Annotated in this window: 11 protein-coding genes; 4 read left to right on the top strand and 7 right to left on the bottom strand. The window is 68.5% G+C overall.

Going from position 1 to position 13,598, the window contains the following annotated elements:
• Nucleotides 1–66 precede the first annotated feature (66 nt).
• Nucleotides 67–1,272 carry a thiolase family protein gene (locus ACFC3F_RS01750; RefSeq protein ID WP_376125808.1) on the top strand — a complete coding sequence of 402 codons (1,206 nt, stop codon included), beginning with the start codon at nucleotides 67–69 and terminating at the stop codon, nucleotides 1,270–1,272.
• Between the two features lie 13 nt (nucleotides 1,273–1,285).
• The gene (locus tag ACFC3F_RS01745) at nucleotides 1,286–3,430 is read left to right on the top strand and encodes a 3-hydroxyacyl-CoA dehydrogenase NAD-binding domain-containing protein (RefSeq protein WP_376125806.1); all 2,145 of its coding nucleotides are present in this window, start codon (nucleotides 1,286–1,288) and stop codon (nucleotides 3,428–3,430) included.
• A 71-nt stretch (nucleotides 3,431–3,501) separates the two neighbouring features.
• On the opposite strand, the gene dxs is transcribed toward ACFC3F_RS01745, so the two are convergent.
• From dxs to dut, 5 genes are all read right to left on the bottom strand, one after another.
• Nucleotides 3,502–5,451, bottom strand: a complete 1,950-nt coding sequence (dxs, locus tag ACFC3F_RS01740) for a 1-deoxy-D-xylulose-5-phosphate synthase (RefSeq protein ID WP_376125804.1) — start codon at nucleotides 5,449–5,451, stop codon at nucleotides 3,502–3,504.
• A gap of 123 nt (nucleotides 5,452–5,574) precedes the next feature.
• Nucleotides 5,575–8,427, bottom strand: coding sequence for an aconitate hydratase (locus ACFC3F_RS01735; RefSeq protein WP_376125801.1), 2,853 nt, complete (start codon nucleotides 8,425–8,427; stop codon nucleotides 5,575–5,577).
• 134 nt (nucleotides 8,428–8,561) lie between these two features.
• A complete protein-coding gene (locus ACFC3F_RS01730) occupies nucleotides 8,562–9,344 on the bottom strand; it encodes a DUF3159 domain-containing protein (RefSeq protein ID WP_376125798.1) in 783 nt (260 codons plus the stop codon).
• Nucleotides 9,341–9,940: a DUF3710 domain-containing protein gene (locus ACFC3F_RS01725; RefSeq protein ID WP_376125796.1), complete on the bottom strand. Its 600-nt coding sequence runs from the start codon at nucleotides 9,938–9,940 to the stop codon at nucleotides 9,341–9,343. Before ACFC3F_RS01725 ends, ACFC3F_RS01730 begins: the two co-directional genes overlap by 4 nt.
• Nucleotides 9,937–10,386 (bottom strand): dUTP diphosphatase, encoded by a 450-nt coding sequence (dut, locus tag ACFC3F_RS01720; RefSeq protein WP_376125793.1) that lies wholly within the window; start codon nucleotides 10,384–10,386, stop codon nucleotides 9,937–9,939. Before dut ends, ACFC3F_RS01725 begins: the two co-directional genes overlap by 4 nt.
• 18 nt (nucleotides 10,387–10,404) lie before the next feature.
• Here dut and ACFC3F_RS01715 point away from each other — a divergent pair, with 18 nt between their 5' ends.
• On the top strand, nucleotides 10,405–10,890 hold the full coding sequence (locus tag ACFC3F_RS01715) for a DUF3093 domain-containing protein (RefSeq protein ID WP_376125791.1): 486 nt from the start codon (nucleotides 10,405–10,407) through the stop codon (nucleotides 10,888–10,890).
• Nucleotides 10,891–10,924: 34 nt separating this feature from the next.
• Here the strand turns inward: ACFC3F_RS01715 and ACFC3F_RS01710 are convergent, their stop codons facing one another.
• Nucleotides 10,925–11,218 carry a DUF4193 domain-containing protein gene (locus ACFC3F_RS01710; RefSeq protein WP_376125788.1) on the bottom strand — a complete coding sequence of 98 codons (294 nt, stop codon included), beginning with the start codon at nucleotides 11,216–11,218 and terminating at the stop codon, nucleotides 10,925–10,927.
• 210 nt (nucleotides 11,219–11,428) lie between these two features.
• On the opposite strand from ACFC3F_RS01710, the gene sepH reads away from it, so the two are divergent.
• Complete coding sequence (sepH, locus tag ACFC3F_RS01705; RefSeq protein WP_376125785.1) at nucleotides 11,429–12,469, top strand: septation protein SepH; 1,041 nt, start codon at nucleotides 11,429–11,431, stop codon at nucleotides 12,467–12,469.
• A 1-nt stretch (nucleotide 12,470) separates the two neighbouring features.
• Here the strand turns inward: sepH and ACFC3F_RS01700 are convergent, their stop codons facing one another.
• Nucleotides 12,471–13,589 carry an alkaline phosphatase family protein gene (locus ACFC3F_RS01700; protein WP_376125782.1) on the bottom strand — a complete coding sequence of 373 codons (1,119 nt, stop codon included), beginning with the start codon at nucleotides 13,587–13,589 and terminating at the stop codon, nucleotides 12,471–12,473.
• Nucleotides 13,590–13,598: the final 9 nt, after the last annotated feature.

The following is a 13,598-nucleotide window of genomic DNA, read 5'->3' as shown; positions in this document are numbered from 1 at the left end:
CCGTTTGCCCGCGGGAGCGGGCCGGTTCGTAGGCTGAACTCATCCCACACTCTCTTGGAGGCTTCAGTGGCCGAAATCTCAGACGTCTTCTTCGTCGATGGAATGCGCACCCCGTTCGGGCGCGCCGGCGAGAAGGGCATGTACTGGAACACACGCTCGGATGACCTCGCCGTCAAGGCGACGATCGGACTCATGGAACGCAACCCGGGCGTTCCCGCCGACCGCGTCGATGACGTCGCCATCGCGGCGACGTCGCAGACGGGCGATCAGGGGCTCACGCTCGGTCGTTCGGTCGCGATCCTCGCGGGACTGCCGCAGACCGTCCCCGGCTTCGCGATCGACCGCATGTGCGCGGGCGCCATGACGAGCGTCACGACGATGGCCGGCTCGATCGGCGTCGGCATGTACGACATCGCCCTCGCGGGCGGTGTCGAGCACATGGGGCACCACCCGATCGGCACGAACGCCGACCCCAACCCGCGATTCGTCGCCGAGAAGATGGTCGACCCGGGCGCGCTCAACATGGGTGTCACGGCCGAGCGCATCTTCGATCGGTTCCCGCAGCTGACGAAGGAGCGTTCCGATCGGTTCGGCATGCTCAGCCAGCACAAGGTGCAGGCGGCTTACGATGCCGGCAAGATCCAGCCCGACCTCGTGTCGGTGGCCGTCAAGGACGCCGACGGAGCCTGGGCGCTCGCGACCGAAGACGAGGGACGCCGTCCGCAGACCACGATGGACGACCTCGCGGCCCTCAAGACGCCGTTCCGCCCGCACGGGCGCGTGACGGCCGGCACGTCGTCGCCGCTCACGGACGGCGCGACGATGTCGCTGCTGGCCGGAGGCGGCGCCGTCAAGGAGCTCGGCCTCGCTCCCAAGATGCGACTCGTGTCCTTCGCCTTCGCCGGCGTACAGCCCGAGATCATGGGCATCGGACCCATCCCCTCGACCGAGAAGGCCCTCAAGAAGGCCGGGCTCACGATCGGCGACATCGGGCTGTTCGAACTGAACGAGGCGTTCGCCGTCCAGGTCATCTCGCTGCTCGACCACTTCGGCATCGCCGACGACGACCCGCGCGTCAACCAGTGGGGCGGCGCGATCGCGTTCGGCCATCCGCTCGCGGCATCCGGTGTCCGTCTCATGATCCAGCTCGCGGCGCAGTTCGCCGAGCGACCCGACGTGCGCTACGGCCTGACCGCGATGTGCGTCGGTCTCGGCCAGGGCGGTTCGGTCATCTGGGAGAACCCCCACTACGACGGCAAGAAGCGCAAGTAAGGGACGCGGACCAATGACGAACTACGACGACATCGACTTCTCTCCCCTCGTGGCCCTCGCCGGCGACGAGGTGGTCACCCACTCCCTCGTCCGCGACATCACCCTGCCCTCGGGCAAGACGCTGGCCCTGGTCACCCTCGACAACGGGCGCGACCACACCCGGCCCAACACGCTCGGCCCCGCGACGCTGACCGAGCTCGGTGAGACCCTCGTGGGCCTCAGAGCCCGTGCTGCGGCGGGCGAGATCCACGCTGTCGCGATCACGGGCAAGCAGTACATCCTCGCGGCGGGCGCCGACCTGTCGGACATCTCGCGGGTCGGATCGAAAGACAACGCGCGTCTGGTCGCTCAGCTCGGGCACAAGGTGTTCGGGATGCTGGGTGACCTCGGCGTGCCGTCGTTCACGTTCGTCAACGGGCTCGCGCTCGGGGGCGGGCTCGAGATCGCGCTCAACTCGACCTATCGCACGGTCGACGCGTCCGCGGCCGCGATCGCCCTGCCCGAAGTGTTCCTCGGGATCATCCCGGGCTGGGGCGGGGCGTACCTGCTGCCGAACCTCATCGGCATCGAGAACGCGCTCGAGGTCGTCATCTCGAACCCCCTGAAGCAGAACCGGATGCTCAAGCCGAAGCAGGCCTTCGACCTGGGGATCATGGACGCCATCTTCCCCGCGGGCAACTACCTCGAGGACTCCCTCCGCTGGGCCGACGGTGTGCTCGCCGGCACCATCAAGGTCGACCGCAAGAACGAACCCGGCAAGATCGAACGACTGACGAAGTGGCCCATCGCGATCAAGATGGCCCGCGGCATGCTCGAGTCCAAGATCGGCACGGTCCCCCGCTCCCCCTACGTCGCGCTGGACCTTCTCGACAAGGCCAAGAGCGGCACGAAGGCCGAGGGCTTCGCGCGCGAAGAGGACGCGCTGGCGGAACTGGCGACGGGCGACCAGTTCGCGGCATCCATGTATGCCTTCGATCTCGTGCAGAAGCGAGCGAAGCGTCCCGTCGGAGCACCGGACAAGGCGCTCGCCAAGAAGGTCACGAAGGTCGGCATCGTCGGCGCGGGTCTCATGGCCAGCCAGTTCGCGCTGCTCTTCGTGCGCAGACTGCAGGTGCCGGTGCTCATCACCGACCTCGACCAGGCGCGCGTCGACAAGGGCATCGCCTACATCCACGACGAGATCGCGAAGCTCGAGGCCAAGGGGCGCCTGGACGGAGACACCGCGAACCGGCTGCGGGCGCTCGTGACGGGAACCGTCGACAAGAGCCAGTACGCCGACTGCGACTTCGTCATCGAGGCCGTGTTCGAAGAGGTCGGCGTCAAGCAGGCCGTCTTCGCCGAGCTGGAGGGCATCATCGCCGAAGACGCGATCCTCGCCACCAACACGTCGTCGCTGTCGGTCGAGGAGATCGGCGCGAAGCTGAAGCACCCCGAGCGTCTCGTCGGCTTCCACTTCTTCAACCCCGTCGCGGTCATGCCGCTCATCGAGATCGTGAAGACCCCCCAGACCGCGGATGCCGCGCTGTCGACCGCGTTCGTCGTGGCGAAGGGGCTCGGTAAGAACGCCGTGCTCACCGCCGACGCACCGGGCTTCGTCGTCAACCGGCTCCTCGCGAAGGTCATGGGCGAAGCGGCACGCGCCGTCTACGAGGGAACGCCCATCGCCGATGTCGAGAAGGCGTTCGGCCCGCTCGGCCTGCCGATGGGGCCCTTCCAGCTCATCGACCTCGTCGGCTGGAAGGTCGCGGCCCACGTGCAGGACACGATGGTGCGCGCCTTCCCCGACCGGTTCTACGCCAACGACAACTTCCACGCGCTGGCTGAGCTGTCCGCCGTCGTCGAGAAGGACAAGGGCGGCCGCGTCACGGGATTCACGAAGGCCGCCGAGAAGACGATCAAGGGCCACGTCGGGTCCTCGCCCGCGTCGGCCGACACCATCCTCCGGCGCGTGCAGGACGGTCTTGCGCAGGAGATGAAGATCATGCTCGACGAGGGCGTCGTGCCCGAGGTCGAAGACATCGATCTGTGCCTCATCCTCGGCGCCGGCTGGCCTTTCATCGATGGCGGCGCGTCGCCGTACCTCGATCGCGAGGGGGCGTCGGAGCGGGTCTTCGGCGACACGTTCCATCACCCGCCGATCCGCGGGATCCACGCCTGAGACGGACGGCGGCCCTGGGCTTCGGCTCGGGGCCGCTCCCGTTCCCGGCCCCGCCCGGGACAGGCTCCCGGTCAGGCGCGGGGCGAACGCTCCCAGTCGGTGAGCGTCGGGATCTCCGTCGTCGCGGCGCGCGCGATGGGGATGCGGGTGCCGAGCACCTGCGCCACGACGTCCTGCGCGATCTTCGCGGGCGTCAGCCCGGCATCCTCGAGGATCTGCTCGCGTGATGCGTGGTCGATGAACTCGGTCGGAAGCCCCAGCTCGTCGACGGCCGTGTCGACTCCGGCCTCGCGCAGCACCTGTCGCACGCGCGTGCCGATGCCGCCGACGCGGACGCCGTCCTCGATCGTGATGACGAGGCGATGGGATGCCGCGAGTTCGACCAGCGACGGCTGCACCGGCACGACCCATCGCGGGTCGACGACGGTCGCGCCGATCCCCTGCGCCCGCAGGCGCTCGGCCACGTCGACGGCGAGGTGCGCCATGGTGCCGATGCCCACGATCAGCACGTCTTCCGCGTCGTCGCGGGCGAGCACGTCGACACCGTCGGAGAGCCGCTCGAGAGCGGGCAGATCGGGGCTCACCGAGCCCTTGGGGTAGCGGATGACGGTGGGCGCGTCATCGACGGCGACCGCTTCGCGCAGCTCTTCGCGAAGCGTCGTCTCGTCGCGCGGGGCGGCGATGCGGATGTTCGGCACGATCTGCAGCATCGCGAGATCCCACATGCCGTGATGGCTCGGTCCGTCAGGGCCCGTGACGCCGGCCCGATCGAGCACGAAGGTCACGCCGGCCTTGTGCAGCGCGACATCCATCAGCACCTGGTCGAACGCGCGGTTCATGAAGGTGGCGTAGACGGCGACGACGGGATGCAATCCGCCGTAGGCGAGACCCGCCGCCGAGGTGACGGCGTGCTGCTCGGCGATGCCGACGTCGTAGACGCGGTCGGGGAAGCGCTGCGCGAAGCGCAGCAGGCCCGTGGGCCGCAGCATCGCCGCCGTGATGCCGATGATGTCGTCGTGGGCTTCGCCGAGCGCGACGAGTTCGTCGGCGAAGACATCCGTCCAGCCGAGGGTCGATGACGAGCCGACCGGCCGGCCCGAGACGGGATCGATGCGACCGACCGCGTGGAACTGATCGGCTTCGTCGTCGCGCGCGGGCTGATAGCCGCGACCCTTCTCCGTGATGGCGTGCACGATGACCGGGGCACCGTACGACTTGGCGAGCTCGAGGGTCTCGATGAGCGTCTCGAGGTTGTGTCCGTCGACGGGTCCCAGGTACTTGATGTCCAGGTTCGAGTACAGCTCGGTGTTGTTCGTGAAGCGGGAGAGGAAGCCGTGCGTTCCGCCGCGCACACCCCGATACAGTGCGCGGGCAGCGGGTCCGAGCTTGCGGAACAGCGTCGCCGATCCCTCGTGCAGCTGACGGTAGGGCTCCGCGGTGCGCACGCGGTTGAGGTACCTCGCCATGCCGCCGATCGTGGGGGCGTACGACCGGCCGTTGTCGTTGACGATGATGACGAGATTGCGCTCGTTGTCGTCGGAGATGTTGTTGAGCGCTTCCCACGTCATGCCGCCCGTGAGAGCGCCGTCTCCGACCACGGCGATGACATGGCGATCGTCGTGGCCCGTGCGGGTCAAGGCTCGGGACAGGCCGTCGGCCCAGCTGAGAGAGCTCGACGCGTGCGAGGACTCCACGACGTCGTGCGGGCTCTCCGAGCGCTGCGGATAGCCCGCGAGTCCGCCCCGCGTGCGCAGCTGTGAGAAGTCCTGGCGGCCCGTGAGCAGCTTGTGGACGTACGACTGGTGGCCTGTGTCGAAGATGACGGGGTCGTTCGGCGAATCGAAGACGCGGTGCAACGCGATCGTGAGCTCGACGACGCCGAGGTTCGGACCGAGGTGCCCCCCGGTGCGGGCGACGTTCTCGATCAGGAACGCGCGAACCTCGCCGGCGAGCTCTTCCAGCTGTTCCGTGGAGAGGGCGTCGAGGTCGCGAGGCCCGCGGATCGCCTGGAGAAGACCCATTCCGTATGCCCTTCGTCAGCGGATGCCGCCGCTCGCGCGGCATCCCTCGATTCTACGCCGACCGGCTGAAGAAGAGCAGAAGGCCCCGCACCCTTGCGGGCACGGGACCTTCTGTGCGAGATGTCAGACGAGCGAGCGCAGCACGTACTGCAGGATGCCTCCGTTGCGGTAGTAGTCCGCCTCGCCGGGCGTGTCGATACGAACGACCGCGTCGAACTCGACGGTCTGCTTGCCCTCGGGCGAGAATTCGCTCGGAGTGGCCGTGACCTTGACCGTCTTGGGCGTGACACCCTCGTTCAGCTGCTCGAGGCCCGTGATCGAGACGATCTCGGTGCCGTCCAGACCCAGCGACTCCCAGCTCTGACCCTCGGGGAACTGCAGCGGGACGACGCCCATTCCGATGAGGTTGGAGCGGTGGATGCGCTCGAAGCTCTCGGTGATGACGGCCTTGATCCCGAGCAGGCTCGTGCCCTTGGCCGCCCAGTCGCGCGACGAGCCGGAGCCGTACTCCTTGCCGCCGAACACGACGAGCGGAGTGCCCTGCTCCTGGTAGTTCATGCACGCGTCGTAGATGAACGACTGCGGGCCGCCCTCCTGCGTGAAGTCGCGCGTGTAGCCGCCCTCGACGACCGCACCGTCGTTGACGGCGCTCACGAGCAGGTTCTTCAGACGGATGTTGGCGAACGTGCCGCGGATCATGACCTCGTGGTTGCCGCGACGCGAGCCGAAGGAGTTGAAGTCCTTCTGGCGGACGCCGTGCTCCTCGAGGTACTTCGCGGCGGGCGTGCCGATCTTGATGTTGCCCGCGGGGCTGATGTGGTCGGTCGTGACGGAGTCACCCAGCGTCGCCATGACGCGGGCGCCCGTGATGTCGGTGACGGGGGTCAGCTCCATCGTCATGCCGTCGAAGTAGGGCGCCTTGCGCACGTAGGTCGAGTTCTCATCCCACTGGAAGACCGAGTCATCCGGGGTCGGCAGGCTCTTCCACCGCTCGTCGCCCTCGAACACCGTGGCGTACTGCTTGATGAACTGCTCGCGCGAGATCGAGGAGTTGATCGTGGCCTGCACCTCTTCGGGCGAGGGCCAGATGTCCTTCAGGAAGACGTCGTTGCCGTCGGGGTCCTGCCCGAGCGGGTCGGTCTCGAAGTCGAAGTGCATCGATCCGGCGAGGGCGTAGGCGACGACGAGCGGCGGCGACGCCAGGTAGTTCATCTTCACGTCGGGGCTGATCCGGCCCTCGAAGTTGCGGTTACCCGACAGCACGGCCGTCACCGCGAGGTCGTGCTCGTTGACGGCGTGCGAGACCTCGTCGATGAGCGGGCCGGAGTTGCCGATGCAGATCGTGCAGCCGTAGCCGACCGTGAAGAAGCCGAGACCTTCGAGCGCCTTGTCGAGGCCGGACTTCTCGTAGTAGTCGGTGACGACCTTCGAGCCGGGGCCGAGTGTCGTCTTGACCCACGGCTTCTGCTTGAGGCCCTTCTGCAGCGCGTTTCGCGCCAGGAGGCCGGCCGCGAGCATGACGGACGGGTTCGACGTGTTGGTGCACGAGGTGATCGCGGCGAGGGTGACCGCGCCGTGGTCGAGCGTGTACTTCAGGCCCTCGGGCGTCGTGACCTTGACAGGATTGGATGCCGCGGCGGGCCCGCCGCTGGAGATGTGCACGTCGCGCGTGTCGACGTCTTCTTCGCCGGGCACGGCGCCCGGGTCCGACGCGGGGAAGGAGTGCTTCGACTCGAGGTCGACGATGTCGTCCGTCACGCACGGGTCGGCGTAGTTGACGATGTCCTTCTCGAACTGGGTCTTGGCCTCGGAGAGCAGGATGCGGTCCTGCGGTCGCTTCGGTCCGGCGATCGACGGCACGACCGTCGAGAGGTCGAGCTCGATGTACTCGCTGAAGACCGGCTCGACCGAGGGGTCGTGCCACAGGCCCTGCAGCTTCGAGTACGCCTCGACGAGCGCGACGGAATCCTCGCTGCGGCCCGTGAGGCGCAGGTAGTCCAGCGTCACATCGTCGATGGGGAACATCGCGGCGGTCGAGCCGAACTCGGGGCTCATGTTGCCGATCGTGGCGCGGTTGGCCAGCGGAACGGACGCGACACCGGCGCCGTAGAACTCCACGAACTTTCCGACGACGCCGTGATGGCGCAGCATCTCGGTGATCGTGAGTACGACATCGGTCGCGGTGACGCCGGCGGGGATGTCGCCGGTGAGCTTGAACCCCACGACGCGCGGGATGAGCATCGACACCGGCTGGCCGAGCATGGCGGCCTCGGCCTCGATGCCACCGACGCCCCAGCCGAGCACGCCGAGGCCGTTGACCATCGTGGTGTGCGAGTCGGTGCCGACACACGTGTCGGGGTAAGCGCGGAGCACCGCTTCGCCGGTTGCCGAGCTCGTCGAAGCACGGTCGTAGATGACCTTGGCGAGGTGCTCGATGTTGACCTGATGAACGATTCCGGTGCCCGGGGGGACGACCTTGAAGTCGTCGAACGCCGTCTGGCCCCAGCGCAGGAACTGGTAACGCTCGCCATTGCGCTCGTACTCGATCTCGACGTTGCGCTCGAGCGCGTTCTCCGAGCCGAACAGGTCGGCGATGACGGAGTGGTCGATGACGAGTTCGGCCGGCGAGAGCGGGTTGATCTTGTCGGCGTCGCCGCCCAGGCCGGCCACAGCTTCGCGCATCGTGGCGAGGTCGACGATGCAGGGCACTCCCGTGAAGTCCTGCATGACGACGCGCGCCGGCGTGAACTGGATCTCGGTGTCAGGCTCAGCGCCCGGGTTCCAGGCGCCGAGCGCCTCGATCTGGGCCTTCGTCACGTTCGCACCGTCTTCGGTGCGCAGAAGGTTTTCGAGCAGCACCTTCAGGCTGAACGGGAGCTTCTCGTAACCGGGAACGGTGTCGAGGCGGAAGATCTCGTAGTCGGTGCTGCCGACCGTCAGGGTGCTTTTCGCACCGAAGCTGTCAACCGTGGACACGTGGGTCTCCTTCATCGGCGGCGGAGCGCGACGCACAGCGCGCTCCCCCATCTTTCCCCCGCGAGAGCCCTGTGGCTAGTGAGGTTCACCTAACGCGGAGAGGAACGTTTTATCTTGATGTCAAGATAAATGTATCACTCGGCGGCGGGATCCGGCGTTGCCTCGCTGCGGGGATACACGGCCCTCACGACGAGCCAGGTGACGGCGACGAGCGGTGCGAACAGCGGCAGACCCATGACGAGCTTGAGGGTTCCGAGGGCCGTGACGTTGTCGGCGAGGTAGAGGGGAACCTGAACGATCAGCCGGGCGGCGAACAGGGAGGCCCACGCGATCGTGAGCCAGAAGAAGACGCGGCGCTTGCGCTTGTCCCGGCGCCAGGCGGTGCCCTCCCCCATCAGGAACCCCACCGCGAGGCCGATGATCGACCATCCGATGAGCGCCGATATCAGCAGCGCCGAGCCGTAGACGACGTTCGTGATGAACCCGGGAATGAAGTTGTTGTTGGCTTCACCCGTGAACGCGGCGAAGGCGGCCGCGACGCCGGCGGCGACGAGCCCGCCGACGGCTGCGGTGACGGGCTGGCGGGCGATGAGCCGCGCGATCGTGAAGACGGCGGCGATCCCTACCGAGAGTCCGAGCGACAGCCACAGGTTGCCGTCACCGGTCGCGGGGTCGATCGTGACCGTGTAGACCGCGACGAAGATGAGGCCCGGAAGCACGGATTCGAGCACGCCGCGCCAGCCGCCCATCGCACCCCACACGACGTGTCCCGTGCTCTTGCCCTCGGAAGGGTCCAGGCCCGCCCGGCGCGCCGCGCCGCCGAGTGCCGCCCCGAAGATCTCGGACGCCGAGGGTGCCGCATCGGCGGACGCCGGCGCTCCGGGGTCGGGCGGCGTCAGGTCGGGGCGGTCGTTCACGCGGTGCCCGGGGTCGCCGGCATCCGCAGCGGGATCAGGTCACGCGGCGGCATGGGCGTGCCCCCGCGCACGACGACGATGGAGCGGAAGAGGTCTTCGATGCTCTCGGCGGCCTCGACATCGGCGGTCGCGGCGCCGCCGATCACGCCGCGCAGGAACCAGCGCGGGCCGTCGACGCCGACGAATCGTGCCAAACGCTTGCCCGGCTCGCCCTCGGCCGTCGCCACGGGGACCTCAGCGAGCAGCTCGGGGCCGAGCGGACCCTCGCGCTCTTCGACGCGGCCGCCCTGCTGCCTCACCTGTTCGCGGATCTGCTCCCGTGTCTCTTCCCACAGCCCGGCCGTTCTCGGTGCGGCGAACGGCTGCACCTGCAGGGTCGAACCGGCGTAGTCGAGGCCCACGGCGACGATGCGCTTCGTCTGCTCCTCCACCTCGAGACGCAGGTTGAGTCCCTCGCGCGGAAGCACCTTGATGCCGCCGAGGTCGATGTACGGGCGCACGGGGTTGGCCTCGGACTCGTCGAACGGTCCGGTCGTGGAGCGATTGTCGGGGGCGACTTTGCCCGCGGGGGTGGGTGTGGGTGTGGCGTCAGTCATGACGTGACTCCGTTCTGGTAGCCGGTCGAGCCGAAGCCGGCGTCGCCGCGAGGGCTGTCGGGCAGGTCGTCGACCGGAAGGAAGCGCGCCCGCGGCACCGGCATCAGGATCAGCTGGGCGATCCGGTCGCCGATGGCGATGTCGTAGGCGTTATCGATGTCGGTGTTCAGCAGCGCGACCTTGATCTCGCCGCGGTATCCCGCGTCGACCGTACCCGGTGCATTGACGATCGTGATGCCGTGTTTGGCGGCGAGACCCGAGCGCGGCACGACGAACGCGGCGTACCCGTCGGGCAGCGCGATCCGCACGCCGGTGCCGACGAGCGCGCGCCGCCCCGGCTCGAGTCGCACGCTCTCGTTCGCGACGAGATCCGCCCCGGCGTCGCCGGGGTGGGCGTACACCGGCAGGACGGGCGCGATAATGGGGACGTCCACGGTTTCGGTCACTCATCGAGGGTAATGCAGATGGCATCCACGCACGGCGGAGCGGCCAGCGCGCCTGTCTACCGCGAAAGACTTAGTCCCTCGCTGTGGCTGCTCGTCGCCGCAGCACTGTGCGGGCCGATGGCCGCGCTCATCTTCTCGCCCGTCGACACGACGCTCGCACTGGCGATCGGGATCGCCGTGGCGGTGCTCCTGGTCGCACTGCTCGTGGTGGCATCCCCCGTCATCGAGGTTCGTGACGGGATGCTGCGCGCCGGGCGCGCGCGGATCGAGATCGGCTTCACGGGCGAACCGGTCGCCTACGCGGGCGAGGCTGCTCGCCATGCGCGCGGCTCGGGGTTGGATCCCCGTGCGTGGCACGTCATCCGAGGGGGCATCGACGGCGTCGTCGTCGTGCCGATCCTCGACATCGACGACCCGGCTCCGAACTGGGTCATCTCGACTCGTACGCCCGATCGCCTGCGGGCGGCGCTGCGCCGGGACACGGCGAAGGCGAGCGCTTCGTAGCAGCGCTCGCCTTCGGGATGTCAGCGGATGCGGTTCAGGCCGCGCACTCGAGACAGATGGGTCCGTCGGAGGACTCGTGGTCGACCTGAGAGCGGTGCTTCACGAGGAAGCAGCTCATGCACGTGAACTCGTCCTCCTGCGGAGGCAGCACGACGACGTCGAGCTCGAGGTCGGACAGGTCCGCGCCGGGCAGTTCGAATCCGGTCGGGTTGTCGGCGTCTTCGACGTCGACCGAGCCTGAGAGCTTGTCGGGAACGCGCTCCTTCAGAGCCTCGATCGATTCGCTGTCATCCTCGGTCTTGCGGGGGGCGTCGTAATCGGTGGCCATGCGTGAACTTCTCGACTTCCGGGTATGTGGGGGGCGCCTCGACCTCATGGGGCGGCGATAGTTTGCACGACGGGTGGCCATTTCGCAAATGCCATCGGCGGCCTCCGCATGCGTGAGCGTGAAACTCACGGCGCGCGCACGATATTCCCGGCGATGTCGATGTCGCGTGACACGATGGGCCGCAGAGATCTTGATCGGAGGGCGTTTCGCATGGAACAGCTCAAAGTCATCGCAACCGAGGACGACATGCTCGTGCTGGCGACCGAGTCGGGCGAGCGATTCGCGCTGCCGCTCGACGAGGCGCTGCGGGCCGAGCTGCGCAAGGCACGGCGCGACCGGGAGCCCGATCAGCGCGCCGATCGTCCGAGCCCGCGCGACATCCAGGCTCAGATCCGTGCCGGGCTGTCGGCGCAAGAGGTGGCGACGCTTCTCGGCGCCCGCGTCGAAGACATCGTGCGTTTCGAAGGGCCCGTGCTCGCCGAGCGTGAGCACGTCGTGGGTCAGGCCCTCGCGGTACCCGTGCTGCTGGGCGGCGACTTCGACGGTGATGCCAACCCGACGTTCGGCGCAGCCGTGCGCGCCAAGCTCGCCGGTGTGGGGGCCAGCGCCGAGCGCTGGACGAGCTGGAAAGAGCAGACGGGGTGGATCGTCAAGCTCGAGTTCACGGCGAGCGCGGTCGACCACGACGCGCGCTGGGGATTCGATCCACGCCGCAGCACGCTCTCGCCGCTGAACTCCGATGCCATTCAGCTCTCCCGTCAGGGGTCGCTGCCCGAAGGACTCATCCCCCGCCTGCGCGCGCTGGACGTCGTGGCGCCCAAGGACGAGTCGCGGTTCGACAGCGGCGCGTTCGGGCCGCGCCGTCTGCCCGATGCGGACCTCGAGACCCCCGACCTGCCGGCACCCGCGACGCCGGCCGTGCAGCAGGCCGCGATCAAGCGCGCGACCGAGACCTCGGTCACCTCGGCCGAGACGGCTGATCTGCTCGAGGCGCTGCGCCGCCGTCGCGGTCAGCGCGAACCGCTCCCCGAGGCCGAGCCCGAAGTCGAGACGCCTCGCGCGCACGCCCCCGTCGCGCTGTTCGATGCGCTCGAGCCCGGATACGACGAGGCGCCGGGCGAAGAAGACCGCCCCGATGACCGTGCCGAGTCGACGCAAGCCGTCGTGGGCGAGGGCGGCGGGCGCCGCAAGGGGCGCACGTCGATGCCCTCGTGGGACGAGATCGTCTTCGGCGCGCGCGGCGACGACTGACTCAGGCGTACGCGCCGAGCTTCAGCAGAGGCACGATGCGTTCTTCGTTCGTGAGCGAGCCGTGCTGTCCCACCATCTTCTGCGGCGCCTTGTCGTCGACGCGGTCGTCGTAGTACGCGATGCCGGACCGTGCGGCGACGAGGACATCGCCGATCCGCGGCGCGACGTCGGGCGAGACGCTGCCGAACAGTCCCGCGTCGATCGCCTCGGTGCGTGAGAGCACCCACGAGCGTCCGCCCTCGGCCTGCCGCCAGGTATCGAGCACGTCCGCGGCGGCACCGTCTTCGGCATAGAGGTGCAGCATCCGCGGCTCTCCGCCGATGAGGCGGACGCCGTCGAGGTGCGCGTCGCCGTCGGCCAGAAGAATCTGACGGTGCCGCGGCACATCGACCATGCCGTGGTCGGCTGTCACGACGATCCCCGTCTGCGGGTCCGCCGCCGCGGCGAGCGTCCGCGCGGCGGCGTCGACGCGTTCGAGGGCGCCGATCCATTCGTCGGACTGCCATCCGCGTTTATGACCGATGGCGTCGAGGTCATTCGCATAGAGGTAGATGAACGAGCCGGGATGCCGCGCCGCAAGGTCGGTGGCCCGTTCGACCCGCGCCGTCAGATCGTTCTCGCCGACGAACTGCGCCTCGCCCATCGTGGCCTCGGTGAATCCGGTGCCGGCGTACTCGGACTTCGACACGACGAAGCAGGGGCGGTCGGCGTGGCGGGCGACGAGGCGCTCCGCGCGCTGCCAGCTCTGCGGCAGCTCGTCGGTGTCCCAGCCGCGCAGCTGATTGACGACGTCGTCCGTGCCGGGGATGCGCGCACGGTAGCCGACGATGCCGTGGACCCCCGCCGGTGCGCCCGTCAGCAGGCTCGTGAGCGCTGTCGCCGTCGTCGAGGGGAACACGGTGCGAGCGACGTCCTTCTTCGTGCCGGACTGCGCGAGGAACCGCGCGTGGCCCGCCCGCGCGGTGAGAGAGGACGCACCGAGGCCGTCGACGACGAAGACGATGGCACTCGTCGCCGGAGCGAACCACTCAGATCGACTTTCGAGCGAAGCGAAAAGCTGCGGCACGACACCGGTGAGGCTTCGAGCGTGGGGCGGGTCCGCGGGTAGGCTGAGTGACATCCGGGTCAG

The sequence above is a fragment of the Microbacterium sp. NPDC055910 genome, from assembly GCF_042271185.1.
GTDB lineage: Bacteria > Actinomycetota > Actinomycetes > Actinomycetales > Microbacteriaceae > Microbacterium.
The sequence above is the reverse complement of the archived record's forward strand: the minus strand, read 5'-3'. Positions and strand labels throughout refer to the sequence as shown.